Origin of the sequence: Clavibacter sp. A6099 (genome assembly GCF_021919125.1) — a bacterium.
In the GTDB taxonomy this organism is placed as follows: domain Bacteria; phylum Actinomycetota; class Actinomycetes; order Actinomycetales; family Microbacteriaceae; genus Clavibacter; species Clavibacter seminis.
The window spans coordinates 2,997,826-3,014,403 of the sequence record NZ_CP083439.1 but is presented as its reverse complement, the minus strand read 5'-3'; the positions used below and the strand labels follow the sequence as shown (position 1 = coordinate 3,014,403).

The following is a 16,578-nucleotide window of genomic DNA, read 5'->3' as shown; positions in this document are numbered from 1 at the left end:
TCGGTCGGTCGGGCGGTGTGCGGCGATGGGGCGTCGGGGACGGCGGCTCAGGCCGCGCGGGTCCCGCCGCGGCGGAGCAGGACGAGGAGGAAGGGCGCGCCGAGGATCCCGGTGACGACGCCGACCGGGATCTCCTGCGGCGCGAGGGCGGTGCGCGCGACCGTGTCGGCGCCGACGAGCAGCATCGCGCCGAGGACCGCGGCGGCCGGGATCACGAGGCGGTGGCGTCCGCCGACGAGGCGCCGGGCGAGGTGCGGCACCACGAGGCCGACGAAGCCCACGCCGCCGACGCCCGCGACGATCACGCCGACCATCGCCGAGACGCCCACCATCAGGCCGATGCGGGCGCGCTCCGGGTCGAGGCCGGCGGATCGCGCGGAGTCGTCACCGGACGCGAGCGCGTCGACGAGCGGCGCCACCACGACGAGCGCCGTGAGGCCGACCGCCGCGGCGACGGCGGCTCCCGCGAGGGCGAGCGGCTGCACGCTGGCGAGGGATCCGAGCAGCCAGAACAGCACGGACCGCGCGGCCTCGGGGGAGTCGCTCGAGAACACGAGGAAGCTCGTCGCGGCGTTGAGCGCGTAGCCGACCGCGAGGCCCGCGAGCACCAGCCGCAGCGGCCCGCGGCGGTCGGCGGCGCCGGCCAGCAGGGTCACGAGGAGCACCGCGCCGATCGCGCCCGCGAGCGCGGCCCCGGAGAAGAGGAGCGCGCTGCCGCTCCCCGCGACGAGCACGACGAAGGCCACGCCCGTGGACGCGCCCGAGTTGAGGCCGAGCAGGTACGGATCCGCGAGCGCGTTCCGCACGAGCGCCTGGAGGAGGGCTCCCGCGGCCGCGAGCACGGCGCCGGCGACGACGGCCATCGCGACGCGCGGTGCCCGCGTCCCGATCACGATCTGCGCGGCCGAGTCCGACCAGTCGCCGTGCGGCAGGCCGAGCAGGCGCTCGCCGAGGATCCCCGCGACGGTCGCGGGCGGCAGCGGCACGGGCCCGATCGCGAGGGCCGCGAGCGCGACCGCGGCGAGCAGCAGGGCGAGCGCGCCGATCGTCGTGCGACCCCGGCGGCGCGCGCGGCGGAGGACGGCGGTGACGGAGGGGGCGGATGCGGCTGGGGCCGGAGCCGGAGCGGCGGCGGGAGCAGCGACGGGCGCGGGGGCATCGGGATGCTCGACGAGCGGATCCATCGGGCGTCCTCCTGTTGTCGAGAAGCATTCTCACATAGCCGCGCAGCGTCGCCCGACGCCTAGGGACGACGGAGCACGGATCCCGCACAGCGGCGCGGAGGATCCTCGTGCACACGCATCCGGCGCCGTCGCCCGCGCTCCCGTCGGGCCCCGCCATGATGGGCGCGCAGGCTCTCCTCCGACCGAGGGACCCTCCTCCTTGCGCATCGAGATCGGAGCACCGCCATGTCCCACGACGTCGAGCCCTCGCCGGGCCAGCCCGCGCCCGCCGCCTCCGCCCCGCACGCCGCCCGCGCCGCCCAGCGCGGCGTCACCCCGGGCGTCCTGCTCGCGGCCGAGTGGTCGTGGCGCCTGCTCGTCATCGGCATCGCGGTGGCGGCGGCCGTGTGGATCCTCGTCGCGGTCAAGGAGGTGGTCATCCCCTTCCTCATCGGCCTCCTGGTCTGCGCGCTGCTGGAGCCGCTCGTGGGCGCGCTGCGGAAGCGGCGATGGCCGGCCTGGGTCGCCATCACCTCGACGCTGCTCGGCACCGCGGTCGTCATCTCGGGGCTCGTGCTCCTGCTCATCACGCAGATCCGCACGGGCATCCCCACCCTGCAGCGCGAGGCGATGGAGCGGTTCGAGTCCGTGCGCGACCTGCTCGCGCAGCCGCCGTTCAACGTGGTGCCGTCCGACTACGACGCGCTCCTCGCGTCCGCCGGGAAGGCCCTCGAGAACAGCCGCGAGGCGCTCCTCACCGGCGCGCTCGACGCGGGGCTCGGCGTCGGGCACCTCGTCACGGGCGCGCTGCTCGCCTTCTTCACCATCGTCATCGTGCTCATCGACGGCCGCGGCATCTGGCGCTTCGTCGTGTCCGTCTTCCCCCGCCGCGCGCGCCCCGCCATCGACGGCGCAGGCCGCGCGGGCTGGGGCACGCTCTCCGCCTTCACGCGCGTGCAGATCTTCGTGGCCGCGGGCAACGCAGTCGGCATCGGCATCGCGGCGTGGCTGCTCGGCCTGCCGCTCGCCGTCCCCATCGCGGTCCTCGTGTTCCTCGCGTCCTTCATCCCGGTGGTCGGCGCCATCGTCTCGGGGGCGTTCGCGGTGGTCATCGCGCTGGTGTTCGTGGGGCCGCTGCAGGCCGTCATCATGCTGGCCGCCGTCATCGGCGTGCACCTGCTCGAGTCGCACGTGCTGCAGCCGCTCGTGATGGGCGGGGCCGTGCACGTGCACCCGCTCGCCGTCGTGCTGTCCGTGGCCGCTGGCTCCTACGTCGGCGGGGTCGCCGGCGCCCTGTTCGCGGTGCCCGCCGTCGCGACGCTGAACGTGATGGTGCGGTACATCGCGGGCGGCAGCTGGAAGGCCCGCACCCCCGCCGTAGAATCGTAGGGACGAACCTGCGGAGTCGACGGAGCCGCCCGCGCACGTCTCTACGGGAGGACCCCACATGACCGAGGAGAACTACTCGAATCCGGATCGCAACCTCGGGATGGAGCTCGTCCGAGCCACCGAGGCCGCCGCCATCCGCTCCGCCCCCTTCATCGGCAAGGGCGACAAGAACGCCGCGGACGGCGCCGCGGTCGACGCGATGCGCAAGTTCCTCGGCACCGTCGCCTTCGACGGCCTCGTCGTCATCGGCGAGGGCGAGAAGGACGAGGCGCCGATGCTCTTCAACGGCGAGCACGTCGGCAACGGATTCGGCCCCGCGTGCGACATCGCGGTGGATCCCATCGACGGCACGAGCCTCACCGCCGCCGGCCGCATGAACGCCCTCTCCGTCATCGCGGTGAGCGACCGCGGCAGCATGTTCGACCCGTCGGCCGTCTTCTACATGGACAAGCTCGTCACCGGACCCGAGGGCCGCGGCGTCGTCGACCTCGACCGCCCCATCGGCGACAACATCCGCGCGCTGGCCGACGCGAAGGGCCTCGCGGTCGAGGACATGCAGGTCGCCGTGCTCGACCGGCCGCGCCACGCCGACCTCATCGCGCAGATCCGCGCGGCCGGCGCATCCACCCGCCTCCTGCTCGACGGCGACGTCGCCGGCGGCATCAACGCGGCACGCCCCGATTCGCGCATCGACATGTGCGTGGGCATCGGCGGCACCCCCGAGGGCATCATCACGGCGTGCGCGATCAAGGCGCTCGGCGGCGTGCTCCTCTCCCGCCTCGCGCCCAAGGACGAGGCCGAGCGGCAGCGCGCGATCGACGCGGGCCACGACCTCGACCGGATCCTCGACCAGGACGACCTCGTCACGGGCGACAACGCCTACTTCGTCGCCACCGGCGTCACCGACGGCGCCCTCGTCGCGGGCGTCACCCGGCACCGCGGCATGATCCGCACCTCGAGCATCGTCCTCCGCTCGCACTCGGGCACCATCCGCCGCGTGGAGGCCGACCACCTGGTCTCCAAGTGGTACAGCCCCGCCAGCTGATCCGATGCTGACATGACCGGAACGCGCACCCGCCGCAGCCTGCTGGCCCGCATCGCCCGGCCCGTGATCGCCCTCGTGGGCGGGCAGGCGGAGTTCGCGTCGCCCGCGCGCACGATGGGCGGCGCGCACCGGCGCGTGGTCCGACCGGGCGCGTTCGCGCCGCCGCCGCTGCTCCGCGGGGTGCGCGTGACGGCCCGGATCCGGGGCGGCTGGCACGTGTACGAGGTGGCCCCGACCGGTCCCGCGTCCCGGCGTCGCGCGCTGTACGCGCACGGCGGCGGCTGGACCCACGAGATCAGCCCGTTCCACTGGTGGCTCGTCGCGGGGCTCGCCCGGCGCACGGGCACGACGTTCACCGTGCCCATCTACCCGCTCGTCCCGTCGGCCACGGCGGCCGAGGTCGTCGAGCGCACGGCGGATCTCGCGGAGGCGCTCGTCGCCGAGGTCGGCCCCGGCGCCGTCACGCTCATGGGGGACTCGGCCGGCGGGCAGATCGCGCTGTCGACCGCGATGGTGCTCCGCGACCGCGGCGTGCCCGCGCCGCGCGATGTGGTGCTGCTCTCGCCCGCGCTCGACCTGTCGTTCACGGATCCGCTCATCGCCCGCATCCAGCCGACCGACCCGTGGCTGGCGGTCGACGGCATGCGCGCGGCCGTGGAGTCGTGGCGCGGCGACCTGCCCGTCGAGGACCCGCGGGTGAGCCCGATGCACGGATCGCTCGCGGGCCTCGGCCGCGTGACCGTGTTCTCGGGCACGCACGACATCCTCTTCGCCGACGCGCGCGCCTTCGAGCGGAAGGCCGCCGCGGTCGGGCACCCGGTGCGGATCCACGTGGAGCCGAACCTCCTGCACGTGTACGCGCTCATGCCCATCCCCGAGGGCGCCCGTGCGCGCGATGCGATGGTGGACCTGCTCCTCGCCTGACGCCGTCGCGCGCGTCCGGCGCAGCCGCCCGGATCGCCGCGGGAGATGCGGCGTACGTTCGAGGAGCGGGCGACGAGGCCCGCCGTGCTCTCGGAGGTACCCCATGACCAGGACACACAGGACGCTCGCGGTCGTCGCGGCGGCCGCCACGGCGACGCTGCTCGCGGGATGCGGATCCGGAGGCACGGGCGCGGCCGACGCCTCCTTCACCACGGAGGCCACCGGCACCCTGAAGGCCTGGGCCTTCGACGGCGCGGACGACGTGGGCGAGGCCCGCCTCGCGCACGCGGCCGACGCGCTCTCGGGCGTCGAGATCGACCTCGACTCGACCGCGTTCGACGCGCAGAAGTTCACGACCCGCGTCGCGAGCGGCCAGACGCCCGACGTCGTCCAGATGGACCGCCAGTTCGTGGCGACCTACGCGGCGCAGGACCTCATCCTCCCGCTCGACCAGTGCTACTCCGCACACGACGTGGATCCCGCGGAGCGCTTCTACGAGTCCGTCACGAACGACATCCGGTACGACGACGCGATCTGGGCCGTGCCGCAGTTCTTCCAGCCGCCGGCGATCCTCCTCAACGAGCGCGTGCTCTCCGCGGCCGGCGTCTCGGGCGACCAGTTCGACACCTCGGAGCCCGACCAGCTGCTGGACGCGGTCGGCAAGGTCTACCGGGAGTCGGGCGGAGACCCGGCCGTGCTCGGCCTCGACGCCGTGCCCACCGCGCAGGCCGCGCTCTGGATGCTCGGCTTCGGCGGCCAGCTCGTCGACGCCGACGGGAAGCCCACGCTCGACGACGACGCCAACCTGCCCGGCCTCGAGTTCCTGAAGCAGCTGTCCGACGCGCAGGGCGGCTACGCCAAGGGCAAGAGCTTCAGCGACGCGTTCGACACCTTCGGCGACGGGAACCAGTTCGTGAAGGACCAGGTCGGCGCGCAGATCGACGCCCAGTGGTACCTCAACGTGGTCGCGCCTTACCGTGACGACATCGACATCTCGGCCGTGCCCTTCCGCGACAGCGACGGCGAGCCGTTCGCGGTGGCCGGTGGATCCGCGTTCGTGATCCCCGCGGGCGCCGCGAACAAGGACGCCGCGTGCGCGTGGATGCTCGACCTCACCAGCCAGGAGTCGTGGGAGGCCGCGGGCGACGTTCGCGCCGCGACCGTGACGGAGAACGGCGGCATCAACACGGGCCTGTTCACGGGATCCCCGGCCGCCGACCAGGCCATCCGCGACGCCCACGTCGTGCCGAGCGGCGACGACGGCATCGATCAGGCCATCGCGACGTTCTACGACGTGGTGGCGGAGGGCCGGTCGATCGGCGGATCCCCGGCGGGGCAGCAGATCCAGAGCGAGCTGCAGAACGCGGTCGCCTCGACGCTCCTCGGCGACAAGACGCCCGAGCAGGCGCTCGCCGACGCGCAGACCGCGGCCATGCGGGCATACGAGCAGGCGGCGCGCTGAGCCGCCGCTGACGTGCACACGGCGTGACCAGGGCGCCCGGCTACCGTGGTGGTCGGGCGCCCATCCGCGCTCCCGGACGAGGGATCAGTACCCGGAACGCGACAAGACTGGCCAGGAGAAGCAGCCATGTCGTGGATCGTCCTCATCGTGTCCGGGGTGCTCGAGGCCGTCTGGGCCACCGCCCTCGGGAAGTCCGCCGGGTTCACGAAGGCCGGGCCGTCGATCGTCTTCGGGGTCGCCGTCGTGCTGAGCATGGTCGGCCTCGCCTACGCGATGCGCGAGATCAGCACGGGCACCGCGTACGCCGTGTGGGTCGGAATCGGCGCGGCGCTCACCGTCACCTACGCGATCGTCACCGGATCCGAGCCCGCGAGCGTCGTGAAGGTCCTGCTGCTGCTCGGCCTCGTCGGCTGCGTCGTGGGCCTCAAGGTCGTCGACACCGGGCACTGATCCCGCGCGGCGCGGGCCCGACGGATCAGCCCTTCCGCCCCTGCGTCGCGATGCCCTCCACGAAGTAGCGCTGACCGAACGCGAAGAGCACGAGCATCGGCAGGGTGACGAGCAGCGCCGCCACCATCACGAGCTGGTAGTCGCCCTGCCCGCCGTTCATCGGGCTGAACGCGGTCATCGCGTAGGAGAGCCCGAGCGGCACGGTGAAGCCCTCGACGCTGCCGGCGTTCAGGTAGATGAGCGACGCCTGCAGGTTGTTCCAGCTGGCCTGGAACTCGAAGATGAAGATGATGACGAACGACGGGATCGACAGCGGCAGCGCGATCCGCCGGAACATCCCGAAGTAGCTGGCGCCGTCGAGCCTCGCCGCCTCGAACAGCTCCCGCGGCAGCCCGAGGAAGAACTGGCGCTGCAGGAAGATGTAGAAGGCCGAGCCGAACAGGTTCATGCCGAACAGCGGGATCCACGTGCCGATCAGGCCGAGGTTCTTCCAGATGAGGAACTGCGGCACCATCGTCACGGCGCCCGGCAGCATCATCGTCGCGAGCACCAGGCCGAACAGGATCCGCCGCCCCGGGAACCGGAAGTACGCGAAGCCGAACGCCACGAGCGCGCTCGAGATCGACACGAGCGCCGCGGACAGCAGCGCGATCGCGAGGCTGTTGCCCATCCAGCCGAGGAGCGGGAGCTGCTCCCACACCTCGACGTAGTTCTGCGGCGTGAACGTGCGCGGCCAGAGGGAGTTGTCGAAGACCTCGCCGCGCGGCTTGAGGCTCGCGGCGAGCAGCCACGCGAACGGGTAGAGGAAGAGGAGCGCGAAGCCCACGAGCAGCACCGTGATGAGGGCGCGGCCCACGCGGGAGCGGATCCGGCGGCTGCGGTCCGGGTCCGTGCGGCGGGGGAGCGGATCCCGCGACGGCAGCGGCGTGAGGGCGGCGGCGAGGCGCGGATCCCCGGTGGTGGCGGCGGGCGCGGGCGTCGATGCGGCGTCGGGCGTGCGGTCGGTGACGGCCATCAGCGGTCCCCCTCGTAGTAGACGAACCGGTTGCTCAGCTTGACCTGCACGAGCGTGATCAGCAGCACGATCACGAACAGCAGCCACGCCATCGCGGCCGCGAACCCGAAGTCGAACGACCGGAACGCCTGCTGGAACAGGTACACGCCGTAGAAGAGCGACGAGTCGGGCGACGCGTTCGTCTGGTCCCGCCAGAACAGCAGGTAGGCCTGGTCGAAGACCTGCAGCGCGGCGATCGTCAGCACGACGACGTTGAAGAAGATGGCGCCGGAGATCATGGGCACGGTGATCGCGAAGAACTGCCGCACGGGCCCGGCGCCGTCGAGCGACGAGACCTCGTAGAGCTCGCGCGGCACGTCCTTGAGGGCGGCCAGGAAGATCACCATGGTGCCGCTCACGCCCCACAGCGTCATGAGCACGATCGACGGCTTCACCCACGCCGGGTCGATGAGCCACTGCGGGCCGTCGATGCCGATCGCCTCGAGCCCCTTGTTCACCGCGCCCGTGTTGCCGTTGAGGAGCAGCAGGAAGACGCTCGCGGTGGCGACCGTCGGGGTCATCTTGGGCAGGTAGTAGAGGGTGCGGAAGATGCCGGCGCCGCGGCCGAGGCGGGCGAGGAGGATCGCGAGCAGGAGCGCGAGGCACACCTCGAACGGCACCGCGAGGATGGCGTAGAAGAGGGTGTTGCCGAGGCTCAGGGCCACGCGCGGATCCGAGAACAGACGCTCGTAGTTCTCCGTGCCGACCGGGGTGGCCACGTCGGTCGCGAGGTTGTAGTCGCTGAACGACACCACGAGGCTGTAGACCATCGCGCCGAGCGTGAAGACGAGGAACCCGACGATCCACGGGCCGATGAAGAGGTAGCCGGCGATCGCCTCGCGGCGGGCCATGCGGGAGCGTCGGGGACGGGCCGGCCGGTCGGCGGTGCTGCTGCGCGGAGGTCGGCTCGTCGTCGTCATGGTGGTCCTCGTCGACTGGGGGATCGGAGCGTCGTCGCTCCTGCTGCCGACCCTAGCCCGGCTCCTCCTCGGCGACAGGGCCGTGCGCATGACGGACGCCCGCCCCCGCGCGAGGCGGGGACGGGCGTCGGGTGGTGCGGCGCTGCGGCGGCTAGTGCCGGCGGCGGCGGATGCGCACCGCGATCACCGCGACGACGCCGGCCGCGAGCGCTGCCGCTCCCAGTCCCAGCTCGAGGGCGAGGCGCGCTCCGTCGCCGCCCGTGCGGGGCAGGTGGCCGGATGGCGGCGGCACGTCGCCGGGAGGGGTGGAGGGCGTCGGCCTGTCGGAGGTGGGCGTGGGGGACGGCGTGGGCGTGGATCCGCCGGTGGTGCCGCCCGTCGTGCCGCCGGTGGATCCGCCGGTCGGCGTGGGCGCCGGGGTGGACGAGGGCGCCGGCGTGGGCGTGACGACGGGCGTCGTGCCGGAGCCGATGGGCGACGTGCTGGTGCCGCAGGTGGAGGCGACGAACGCGTCGTCGTCGAGGGTGACGGCGCCGTTGCGCGCGAGCGCGCGGCCGTCGACCGTGGCGCCGGTGCCGACGGAGATGGAGGTGAGCGCGAGGATCGTGCCGGCGAAGCCCGAGTTCGTGCCCAGGGTGGCGGAGCTCGACACCTGCCAGAAGACGTTGCAGGCCTGGGCGCCGTTGACGAGCGACACCCGGCTGCTCGAGCCCGTGGTGAGCGTCGACGGCGCCTGGATGACGAAGACGGCCGACGGGTCGCCCTGCGCGTCGAGCGTGACGGTGCCGGTGTTGGCGAGCGGGCCGCCCGCCGTGTACACGCCGGGCGTGAGGGTGGATCCGACGAGGTCGGCGGGCACCGCGGCGGTGGTGGGGCGGCCGGCCGCGTCGTCGTACGCGGTGGTGAGGTCGGATTGGGCCTGGCCGGCCGCGGCGTCGGCCGCGTGCGTGGCGCCGCCGACGACGCCGGGCGGGAAGCCCGAGATGGCCGCGTTCGGGCTGGTGCCGAGATCCGCCGCCAGCGTGCTGGGGCCGGTGTTGGTGACGCCCTGGCCGGCGAGCACCGAGTAGGTCGCGGCGGTGCCGAGGCCCACCGTGGCGGTGGCGGCGAACGCGCTCGCGGGGGCGAGGAGGGCGGCGCCGAGGCCGGAGGCGGCGATGGCCGCGACGGCCAGGGAGGCGACGGCGAGGGATCCGGATCGGCTCCGACGGGATGAGGACGTGCAGGCGTGGCGCGACTGGTGCATGGCAGCTCTCGTCGGAAGGGTTGGCGGGCGGAACCGCGACCGTATCGAGGGGCGGTCATCGCGCGTGCGTCGAGTCCACAGGCGGTTACGGTGTGGGGGTGACCCGCCTCGCCGACGAGATCCCCGCCCGCGGCGAGCTGCTCGACCTCTACGGATCCGTCGGCTGGAGCGTCTACACGCGGGACCCGGAGCGGCTCGAGCGGGCGCTCGCCGGATCCGACCTGGTCGCCACCGCGAGCGACGCGGACGGCCGGCTCGTCGGCCTGGCGCGCACCGTGGGCGACGGCACGACCATCTGCTACGTGCAGGACCTCCTCGTGCGGCCCGACGTGCAGCGCGGCGGCGTCGGGCGCGCGCTCGTCGAGCACGTGCGCGCGGGACAGCCGGCCGGCGTCCTCCTCGTGCTCACCACCGACGCGGGCGGCACCGAGGACGGCGACCGCTCGCACCCCTTCTACCGCTCGCTCGGCTTCGCGCCGCACGCGGAGGAGGGGCTGGCGGCGTTCTCGCTGCGGGTGTGACGCGGGTCGCCCCGGTCAGCGGAGCTGCGTGCGGGCGCGCTGCGGGTCCTCGATGAGGCGGATCGTGTCGGGGATGTCGAGGCGCCCCGGGAAGTTGAGGTGCGTGAAGCGGCCGTCGGGGTCGTAGGAGGCGGTGGGCGGCGCGATCCGGGACCCGCGCACCGCGGCGAGGAGCGCCGCCGTCCGTTCGGGCGAGAGCGCGTCGGTCGCGCCGATGGCGAGCACGACACGGAACCGGGCGCCGTCGGCGAGGTCGAGTCGGATCACGAGGGGAACCCGCTGCGGGCGCTTCCGGGGTGTGTCGTACCGCGACTCCCGCGGGACGGGCGCCACCTCGACGAGCGCGCCGACGAGATCGGTGAACGGACGCTCCCGCCGGCGGAGGCGCAGGACACCGCGACCGGCGTCGATGTCGAGCGCCGGCGTGAGGCGCGTGATGACGAGGAGGAGGATCGCCCCGCCAGAGGCGACGCCGAGCACGACGGTCGCTGCGATGGTGAGCCAGCCGCCGCCGAGGGAGTCCTCGACGCGGCGGCCGAGGAGGCCGAGTGGGTTCATGCTGAGCCACGCGACGAGGACGAACCACAGGCTGCCGAAGAGCAGGCGCTGCCGGAAGCTCGGCGCCGGGATCCGCACCCAGCCGTCGTCGGCCACGCGTCAGCTCCCGTCGGAGGGGCGGGAGGGCTCGTCTGCGTCCGCGCCCTCCTGAGCGGCGGCCGCGCGCTGTGCGTCAGCCCGTCGCGCGTCGCGCCGGATGATGAGGACGTACGCGATCCCGGCCGGCAGCATGAGCAGGGCGATCCCGAGCACGGGGATGCCGCGACGCCCGGAGACGGCACCGGGGTGCTGGATCGCGATGACGGCCGCGCCGATGCCGATGAGGAGCACGAACACGGCGACGCCGTACTGGGCGCGACGTGACGGGCCCCTCGCCGACAGCGCGCGAGCCGTGCCGTCGGCAGGGTGCACGTTGCGCGCGCCCGACCCCTGGCCGCGCTGTCCTCGAGCGGCCATCGGCTCGGCGGTCCCGCTGCCGTCGACGAGCGCCGCCGCGTCCTCGAGGGTCAGGTGGCCCGGGAACTCGATGTGCGCGAACTTGCCGTGCGGGTCGTCCTTCGAGCGCGGCGGCGCGATGCGGGATCCGCGGATGGCGGCGAGGAGCGCGTCACGCTGCTCGTCGGCCAGCCGCACGCCCTCGCGCGTGGAGACGACGACGCTGCAGCTCTCGTCCCCGGTCGTCGAGAAGCGCAGGATCAGGGTGTCGTCGCCCTCGGCACCCGCCAGCTCGATGCGCGCGCCCGTGATCTCGCGGAAGCCCCACTCCTTCCGGCCGATGCGGAGGACGCCGCGCGCGACGTCGACCGCGGGCGGCTGCGTGCGCTCCGCGACGATCAGGTACGCGATGCCGAGCACCGCGAGCGCCAGCACGATCGGCAGGCCCACCCGGATGAGCGGCGACGGGCCGACGGCCTCGTCGACGATCCGCGTGAGCCCGCCGACGGGCGTCCAGAGGAAGAGGGAGAGGATCGCGAGCGAGCCGAACGTGAGGAGCCAGCGCTGCCGGGTGCTCGGGGACGGGATCCGCACCCACGTCCCCTCGGCCATGCTCCGACCCTACGGGCGCGGGCAGGCCGAGATCGCCCCGCAGGCGCCCGCCCGCGCCCCCAGAACGAGGCGCGCGCCGCGGGATCAGCGTGCCGCCGGCTCGTCCCACCCCTCCTGCGGGGTGTCGCACGTCCCGCGGTACACGTACTGCGACGGGCGCTTCCGTTCGCGGCTGGACCAGTCGATCGCGGGGCGGCGCGCCTCGGGCGGCAGGTAGCCGAGCCGGTACACGGCCTTGAGCTCGAGCTCCGGCGGCACGCGCAGCAGCTCCTCGACCCGGGCCCACTGCGCGCGGATCTCCATCGGGAACGAGATGAACTGGATCCCCATCCCGATCGCTCCCGTGGTCAGCCACACGTTCTCCATCGCGGCGCCCATCGAGAACGTCGAGTAGAACGACGCGAGCGACTCGGGGCGCTCCTCCGCCCGGTCGAGCATGACGCCGATGAGGAGCGGGCTGCCCGCGACGAGCGCGCGGTTGTCCCGGCCGAGGGTCTGCGGCACGCGCAGCGCGTTCATGAGCCACTGGCCGCGCCGCGTGAACGCCTGCTGGGTGAACGGCCGCAGCGGCGCGGGCAGCCGGTCGAAGAGCATGCCGTCGCGCCGCAGGTCCATCTCCTCCTGCGAGAAGCGGAAGTGGTGCTTGTAGCGCTCGAAGAAGGTGCCGTTCGACATCGTCTCGGTCATGCTCGCGCCGCTGATGTCGGCGATCCGCTCGATCGTGTCGCGCTCCTCGATCAGCACGAAGCGCCACGGCTGGCTGTTGAGCTGCGAGGGCGCGCGGCCGGCGACCTCCATGAGGAGGCGCTGGTGCTCCTGGCTCACCGGGTCGGGCAGGAAGGCGCCGTTGGTGGTCTTCCGGGCGCGCAGGACGTCGAGGAACTCCACGGTCATCTCCAGGTGGCGAGGATCCCCCGGGCGAACCAGGGGGCGGCGGTCAGGGCGACGGCGGGATGCCGCCTCGTGCGGGTGCCCACGCGGGGGAGCGCGGCGAGCGGGATCAGGGCCGGGGCGAGCGCGCGGGCGGCGCGGCGGGCGGTGGGGCGCGCGGCGGATCCGGCCCAGAGCGGCGACGCGAGCGCGACCGCGGTGAGCGCGCTCGTGAGCACGTACGCGCGGTGGTGCAGGCGGAGCTCGGGCCGGGGCGGCAGGATCCGTGTCGCCGCCGCGATCCCGATCGCGCAGTTGAGGAGGTACGCGGCGCTCGCCGCGGCGAACGCGGCGCGGACGGCGGGCGGCGCGGCGCGGGTCGGGCTCCTGGACATCCCCTTCGACGCTAGTCCGGTGCCGGGTGCGTCGTCCGGGCGGCGGCGCGCGTGCGAGCGCGGGTGGGATCCGGGTTGGATGGACCCATGCAGACACCTCCGCCCGGGCCCGCGCGCCTGCTCCTCACGCGGCACGCGCCGACACCCTGGAACCGGGAGTACCGCTACGACTCGCGCACCGACATCGACGTCGACGACGACGCGGCCGAGCAGCTCGCGCCCCTCGCGGCGCGGCTGCGCGGGGAGGGCGTCCAGCGGATCCTCGTGAGCACGCTGTCGCGCGCCCGCAGCACCGCGCGGATCCTGCAGGAGCAGGGCGTCGCGCCGGGGGTCGCGCCCGAGCCGCGGCCCGAGCTGGTGGAGCTGGACTTCGGCGGGTTCGAGGGGATCACGCGCGACGAGCTGCGCGGACCCGTGCACGGTGCGGCGTTCGCGGCATGGCTCACGGGCGATGACGGCGAGCCCGCGGCGCCCGACGGCGGCGAGACGTGGGCGGCCGCGGCCGTGCGGGCGCGCGCGATCCTCGACGACGTCGCGGCGGATCCGCGCACCACCCTCGTGGTCGCCCACGGCTACCTGCTGCGCGTGCTCTACCTCACGGCGCTCGGCCGTTCGCCCGCGCTCACGCGCTCGCTGGTCTGGGCCAACGGGCAGCTCATCGAGCTGGAGCGCGACGGATCCGGGTGGCGCGAGCGGAGCGCTCCCGCCGGCTAGGCGTCCGGCCCGGCGGGATCCGCGTACTCGGCCGGGTAGCGGAGCTCGAACACGACCTCGTCGATGGCGCCCGTCCAGACCATGTCCTCGCCGCGGCGGGCGAGCGGGCCGTCGGTGAGGTCGATGGCGTCGGCCAGGCCGAGCCCCGCGATCCACGACTCGATCACCTCACGCCGCGCCTCGGGCGCGTACGCGTCGGCGTCGCCCGAGAAGTGCACGCCCTCCCAGGGGCCCCCGAGCTGCCACGCGAGCGGCGGCAGACCGCGGATCGCGCCCTCCGCGTTCCAGGCCATCGCGACGGAGGTCTCGATCGCCAGCCGAGTGATGCGGCGCTCGGTCGGCACGTGATCGGGTGCGGTCGACACGGTCTCTCCTCGTGCGGCCTGTGCGGCCGTGCTCGTGCGTGCGGGTCAGCGGCACCGTAATCGGGCGTCGTGGGCCTCGCCACTCGGATGCGCCGCGCGGACATGCGACGGGACGCCCGACCCATCGTATTTCCTCGGACGATGGATGAGAGGATGGGGGCGGTGGAGTCAGGGGATCCGCGCGGGGGACCGCGGGGGACCGGCGCCGCCCGCCGGCCGCATCGGGGGATGCCGACGTCGGTGCACGGGACACCCGAGGGGGACGCATGGCGCTCACGACCGCCACCGCACGACGCGAGGACGACGTCACCGTCGTCACGGCCGCAGGGATGCTCAACATGGCCGCGGCCCCCGAGCTCCGGCAGGCGATCCACGACGCGCTGGATCCCGCGCCCGCGCGCATCGTCGTCGACCTCGCCGGCGTCGACTTCATCGACTCCTCCGGCCTCGGCGCCCTCATCGCCGGCCTCCGCTCCGCGCGCGACGCCGGCGGCGACCTCCGCATCTCGGCGCCCGGCCCGCAGGTCCAGATGGTGCTGCAGCTCTCCAACCTCGACCGGGTGCTGATCTCCACCCCGACGGCCGAGGCGGCCTACCGTGACTGAGACCACCCGCAGCCTCACGCTCCAGTCCCCGCCCGACGACGTGGATGCGGTCCACGAGCTCGTCGCCGGCCTCTGGGACGACCGCCCCGACGTGGGCGCCCTGGACCGGATGGCCTTCGAGACCGCGCTCATCGAGCTGGCATCCAACGTGATCGAGCACGCCGACGACGGCCAGGGCGTCACCTGCGTGGTGAGCGTCACCGTCGACGACGGCGTGATGAGCGCGCGGCTGCGCGACGGATCCGAGCCGGGTGACTTCCGCCTCACCACGCGCGAGATGCCTGGTGCCGACGCCGAGTCGGGCCGCGGCCTCGCGATGGTGCAGATGCTCTGCGACGAGCTGACCTACGAGCGGGTCGGCGGCGAGAACGTGTGGAGCGTCCGCCGGACCCGGATCGAGCCCGAGGCGTCCTGATGAGCTCGCCCGCGCGCGCGTCCGGTCTCGCCGCGTTCCCGTTCCCCGCGTGGGTCGGCCGCGCGGCCTGGATCCCCGAGTCCGCCGCCCGATCCGGATCCGCCGGCACGTCCGGCCCCACCCCCATGCTCAAGCAGCTGCCGATGCTGGCGCTCTTCGTGCTCGCGGTGCTGGCGAGCATGGTCGTGCCCACGCTCGGGATCACGGCGCCGCGCGCGCTCCTCGTCTCGTGCGGGATCCTCGTGGTCGGCACCCTGCTCGCCGTCGTCGTCACCCTGCGCCCGGACCTCGCGCGCTTCGCCGTGGTCGTGCCCGCGCTCGACTTCCTCGCCGTCGGCCTGCTGCGGATCGGGACGGGCGAGAGCGCGTCCGTGTTCGGGTCCTTGCTGATCCTCCCGGTGGTCTGGTTCAGCCTGAACCCCAGCCGCTGGAACGTGCTCGTCGCGTTCGTCGGCGTCTACGTGAGCCTCGGCCTCCCGCTCCTGCTCCGGCTCGGCTCGCAGAACGCGAACGAGCTGTGGCGCGGGTTCTTCAGCGCCCTGGCCTTCGCGGTCGCGGCGCTCGTGGTCAACGAGCTGTCCCGGCGCACCCGCTTCAGCCTCGAGGCCGCCCGCGACCGGGAGCGGGTGAGCGAGGAGGAGCTGACCCGCGCGTCCATCGTGCAGCAGGCGCTCCTGCCGAAGGCGACCGTGCCGCTCGCCGGGTACCAGGTCGCGGGCGCGTGCCTGCCGTCCAAGGCGGTGGGCGGGGACTTCTTCGACTGGTACCCGGTGAAGGAGGGCCTGGCGTTCACCCTCGGCGACGTGATGGGGAAGGGCGTGGGGGCGGGCATCATCGCGGCCACCGCGCGCGCGGTCGTGCGCAGCGCCAAGAACGTCCCGGATCCTGTCGCCGCCATCGAGCGCACCGCCGACTGCTTCACCGCGGAGATGAGCGCGGCCGCGTCCTTCGCGACGGTGTTCCACGCCCGCGTGCGCGCCGAGGACCACACCGTCCTCTACGCCGACGCGGGCCACGGCCTCTCGGCGGTCGTGCGTGCGGACGGCACCCACGATCGGCTCGAGTCCAGCGACCTGCCCGTCGGCGTGCCGGGCGCGTCCGGGTGGGGCGCGCACGAGGTCGTGCTCGGCCCGGGCGACCTCATCGTCACGTTCAGCGACGGCGTGCTCGACCTCTACGACGGCACGCTCCGCGCGGTCGACCGGGTGGCCGAGCTGGCGCGCGCGTCCGCGTCGGCGGACGAGCTGGTGCGGCGGATCACCGACCTCGCCGGCGGCCAGGCCAACCCCGACGACGTGACCGTGGTGGTGCTGCGCCGCGAGGCGTGACGGCTCGCCCGGCTGGCTGTGGAGCCCCTCCGATCCGGGGTGGGCTCCGAACACCAGCGCATACACTCGAAGCAGGCGCCGCGGTCCGGGGGGATCGTGCGGCGGGC

The 16,578-nt window shown here is 73.9% G+C and carries 19 protein-coding genes and 1 riboswitch; of the genes, 10 read left to right on the top strand and 9 right to left on the bottom strand.

Features of this window, described 5'->3' with window-relative positions; genetic code table 11:
• Positions 1-47 precede the first annotated feature (47 nt).
• Complete coding sequence (locus KYT88_RS14250; RefSeq protein WP_043584001.1) at positions 48-1,184, bottom strand: FecCD family ABC transporter permease; 1,137 nt, start codon at positions 1,182-1,184, stop codon at positions 48-50.
• A gap of 225 nt (positions 1,185-1,409) precedes the next feature.
• Between KYT88_RS14250 and KYT88_RS14245 the strand changes: the two genes are divergently transcribed.
• The 5 genes from KYT88_RS14245 to KYT88_RS14225 all read left to right on the top strand — a co-directional run bounded on the left by KYT88_RS14245 (position 1,410) and on the right by KYT88_RS14225 (position 6,433).
• Positions 1,410-2,552 carry an AI-2E family transporter gene (locus KYT88_RS14245; protein ID WP_043584003.1) on the top strand — a complete coding sequence of 381 codons (1,143 nt, stop codon included), beginning with the start codon at positions 1,410-1,412 and terminating at the stop codon, positions 2,550-2,552.
• Positions 2,553-2,610: 58 nt separating this feature from the next.
• Positions 2,611-3,597 (top strand): class II fructose-bisphosphatase, encoded by a 987-nt coding sequence (gene glpX / locus KYT88_RS14240; RefSeq protein WP_043584005.1) that lies wholly within the window; start codon positions 2,611-2,613, stop codon positions 3,595-3,597.
• A 12-nt stretch (positions 3,598-3,609) separates the two neighbouring features.
• The gene (locus KYT88_RS14235; protein ID WP_043584007.1) at positions 3,610-4,521 is read left to right on the top strand and encodes an alpha/beta hydrolase fold domain-containing protein; all 912 of its coding nucleotides are present in this window, start codon (positions 3,610-3,612) and stop codon (positions 4,519-4,521) included.
• A gap of 103 nt (positions 4,522-4,624) precedes the next feature.
• Positions 4,625-5,983, top strand: a complete 1,359-nt coding sequence (locus KYT88_RS14230; protein WP_043584008.1) for an ABC transporter substrate-binding protein — start codon at positions 4,625-4,627, stop codon at positions 5,981-5,983.
• Positions 5,984-6,034: 51 nt separating this feature from the next.
• Positions 6,035-6,099, top strand: a riboswitch (guanidine-III (ykkC-III) riboswitch).
• Between the two features lie 10 nt (positions 6,100-6,109).
• Entirely contained in the window at positions 6,110-6,433 is a 324-nt protein-coding gene (locus tag KYT88_RS14225) for a DMT family transporter (RefSeq protein ID WP_043584010.1), read from the top strand.
• A gap of 25 nt (positions 6,434-6,458) precedes the next feature.
• Here the strand turns inward: KYT88_RS14225 and KYT88_RS14220 are convergent, their stop codons facing one another.
• The 3 genes from KYT88_RS14220 to KYT88_RS14210 all read right to left on the bottom strand — a co-directional run bounded on the left by KYT88_RS14220 (position 6,459) and on the right by KYT88_RS14210 (position 9,653).
• On the bottom strand, positions 6,459-7,448 hold the full coding sequence (locus KYT88_RS14220; protein WP_043584013.1) for a carbohydrate ABC transporter permease: 990 nt from the start codon (positions 7,446-7,448) through the stop codon (positions 6,459-6,461).
• Entirely contained in the window at positions 7,448-8,407 is a 960-nt protein-coding gene (locus tag KYT88_RS14215; protein WP_043584015.1) for a carbohydrate ABC transporter permease, read from the bottom strand. Before KYT88_RS14215 ends, KYT88_RS14220 begins: the two co-directional genes overlap by 1 nt.
• Before the next feature lie 151 nt (positions 8,408-8,558).
• Positions 8,559-9,653, bottom strand: a complete 1,095-nt coding sequence (locus tag KYT88_RS14210; protein ID WP_043584016.1) for an ice-binding family protein — start codon at positions 9,651-9,653, stop codon at positions 8,559-8,561.
• Between the two features lie 98 nt (positions 9,654-9,751).
• Here KYT88_RS14210 and KYT88_RS14205 point away from each other — a divergent pair, with 98 nt between their 5' ends.
• Positions 9,752-10,174, top strand: coding sequence for a GNAT family N-acetyltransferase (locus tag KYT88_RS14205; RefSeq protein ID WP_043584018.1), 423 nt, complete (start codon positions 9,752-9,754; stop codon positions 10,172-10,174).
• A 15-nt stretch (positions 10,175-10,189) separates the two neighbouring features.
• Here KYT88_RS14205 and KYT88_RS14200 read toward each other — a convergent pair whose 3' ends face one another.
• The 4 genes from KYT88_RS14200 to KYT88_RS14185 all read right to left on the bottom strand — a co-directional run bounded on the left by KYT88_RS14200 (position 10,190) and on the right by KYT88_RS14185 (position 13,044).
• Positions 10,190-10,828: a hypothetical protein gene (locus KYT88_RS14200; protein WP_237583696.1), complete on the bottom strand. Its 639-nt coding sequence runs from the start codon at positions 10,826-10,828 to the stop codon at positions 10,190-10,192.
• Positions 10,829-10,831: 3 nt separating this feature from the next.
• Positions 10,832-11,779 carry a hypothetical protein gene (locus KYT88_RS14195; RefSeq protein WP_043584020.1) on the bottom strand — a complete coding sequence of 316 codons (948 nt, stop codon included), beginning with the start codon at positions 11,777-11,779 and terminating at the stop codon, positions 10,832-10,834.
• 84 nt (positions 11,780-11,863) lie between these two features.
• A complete protein-coding gene (locus KYT88_RS14190) occupies positions 11,864-12,667 on the bottom strand; it encodes a nitroreductase family protein (protein WP_043584022.1) in 804 nt (267 codons plus the stop codon).
• Between the two features lie 2 nt (positions 12,668-12,669).
• Positions 12,670-13,044: a hypothetical protein gene (locus tag KYT88_RS14185; RefSeq protein WP_043584024.1), complete on the bottom strand. Its 375-nt coding sequence runs from the start codon at positions 13,042-13,044 to the stop codon at positions 12,670-12,672.
• 87 nt (positions 13,045-13,131) lie between these two features.
• On the opposite strand from KYT88_RS14185, the gene KYT88_RS14180 reads away from it, so the two are divergent.
• Positions 13,132-13,758, top strand: a complete 627-nt coding sequence (locus KYT88_RS14180) for a histidine phosphatase family protein (protein WP_043584026.1) — start codon at positions 13,132-13,134, stop codon at positions 13,756-13,758.
• Here KYT88_RS14180 and KYT88_RS14175 read toward each other — a convergent pair.
• The gene (locus KYT88_RS14175; protein WP_043584028.1) at positions 13,755-14,123 is read right to left on the bottom strand and encodes a hypothetical protein; all 369 of its coding nucleotides are present in this window, start codon (positions 14,121-14,123) and stop codon (positions 13,755-13,757) included. The two genes, KYT88_RS14180 and KYT88_RS14175, sit on opposite strands and share 4 nt — an antisense overlap.
• A gap of 266 nt (positions 14,124-14,389) precedes the next feature.
• Here KYT88_RS14175 and KYT88_RS14170 point away from each other — a divergent pair, with 266 nt between their 5' ends.
• The 3 genes from KYT88_RS14170 to KYT88_RS14160 are packed head-to-tail and all read left to right on the top strand — an operon-like array spanning position 14,390 to position 16,471.
• Positions 14,390-14,728, top strand: a complete 339-nt coding sequence (locus KYT88_RS14170) for an STAS domain-containing protein (protein WP_043584030.1) — start codon at positions 14,390-14,392, stop codon at positions 14,726-14,728.
• Positions 14,721-15,143, top strand: a complete 423-nt coding sequence (locus tag KYT88_RS14165; protein ID WP_043584032.1) for an ATP-binding protein — start codon at positions 14,721-14,723, stop codon at positions 15,141-15,143. Before KYT88_RS14170 ends, KYT88_RS14165 begins: the two co-directional genes overlap by 8 nt.
• Positions 15,143-16,471: a PP2C family protein-serine/threonine phosphatase gene (locus KYT88_RS14160; protein ID WP_043584034.1), complete on the top strand. Its 1,329-nt coding sequence runs from the start codon at positions 15,143-15,145 to the stop codon at positions 16,469-16,471. Before KYT88_RS14165 ends, KYT88_RS14160 begins: the two co-directional genes overlap by 1 nt.
• The last annotated feature ends 107 nt before the right edge of the window (positions 16,472-16,578 follow it).

Bases quoted from the DNA above. Each gene is read 5' to 3' on its own strand.
- KYT88_RS14250 (WP_043584001.1), bottom strand. From the start codon at position 1,184: ATGGATCCGCTCGTCGAGCATCCCGATGCCCCCGCGCCCGTCGCTGCT.
- KYT88_RS14245 (WP_043584003.1), top strand. From the start codon at position 1,410: ATGTCCCACGACGTCGAGCCCTCGCCGGGCCAGCCCGCGCCCGCCGCC.
- glpX (WP_043584005.1), top strand. From the start codon at position 2,611: ATGACCGAGGAGAACTACTCGAATCCGGATCGCAACCTCGGGATGGAG.
- KYT88_RS14235 (WP_043584007.1), top strand. From the start codon at position 3,610: ATGACCGGAACGCGCACCCGCCGCAGCCTGCTGGCCCGCATCGCCCGG.
- KYT88_RS14230 (WP_043584008.1), top strand. From the start codon at position 4,625: ATGACCAGGACACACAGGACGCTCGCGGTCGTCGCGGCGGCCGCCACG.
- KYT88_RS14225 (WP_043584010.1), top strand. From the start codon at position 6,110: ATGTCGTGGATCGTCCTCATCGTGTCCGGGGTGCTCGAGGCCGTCTGG.
- KYT88_RS14220 (WP_043584013.1), bottom strand. From the start codon at position 7,448: ATGGCCGTCACCGACCGCACGCCCGACGCCGCATCGACGCCCGCGCCC.
- KYT88_RS14215 (WP_043584015.1), bottom strand. From the start codon at position 8,407: ATGACGACGACGAGCCGACCTCCGCGCAGCAGCACCGCCGACCGGCCG.
- KYT88_RS14210 (WP_043584016.1), bottom strand. From the start codon at position 9,653: ATGCACCAGTCGCGCCACGCCTGCACGTCCTCATCCCGTCGGAGCCGA.
- KYT88_RS14195 (WP_043584020.1), bottom strand. From the start codon at position 11,779: ATGGCCGAGGGGACGTGGGTGCGGATCCCGTCCCCGAGCACCCGGCAG.
- KYT88_RS14185 (WP_043584024.1), bottom strand. From the start codon at position 13,044: ATGTCCAGGAGCCCGACCCGCGCCGCGCCGCCCGCCGTCCGCGCCGCG.
- KYT88_RS14180 (WP_043584026.1), top strand. From the start codon at position 13,132: ATGCAGACACCTCCGCCCGGGCCCGCGCGCCTGCTCCTCACGCGGCAC.
- KYT88_RS14170 (WP_043584030.1), top strand. From the start codon at position 14,390: ATGGCGCTCACGACCGCCACCGCACGACGCGAGGACGACGTCACCGTC.
- KYT88_RS14160 (WP_043584034.1), top strand. From the start codon at position 15,143: ATGAGCTCGCCCGCGCGCGCGTCCGGTCTCGCCGCGTTCCCGTTCCCC.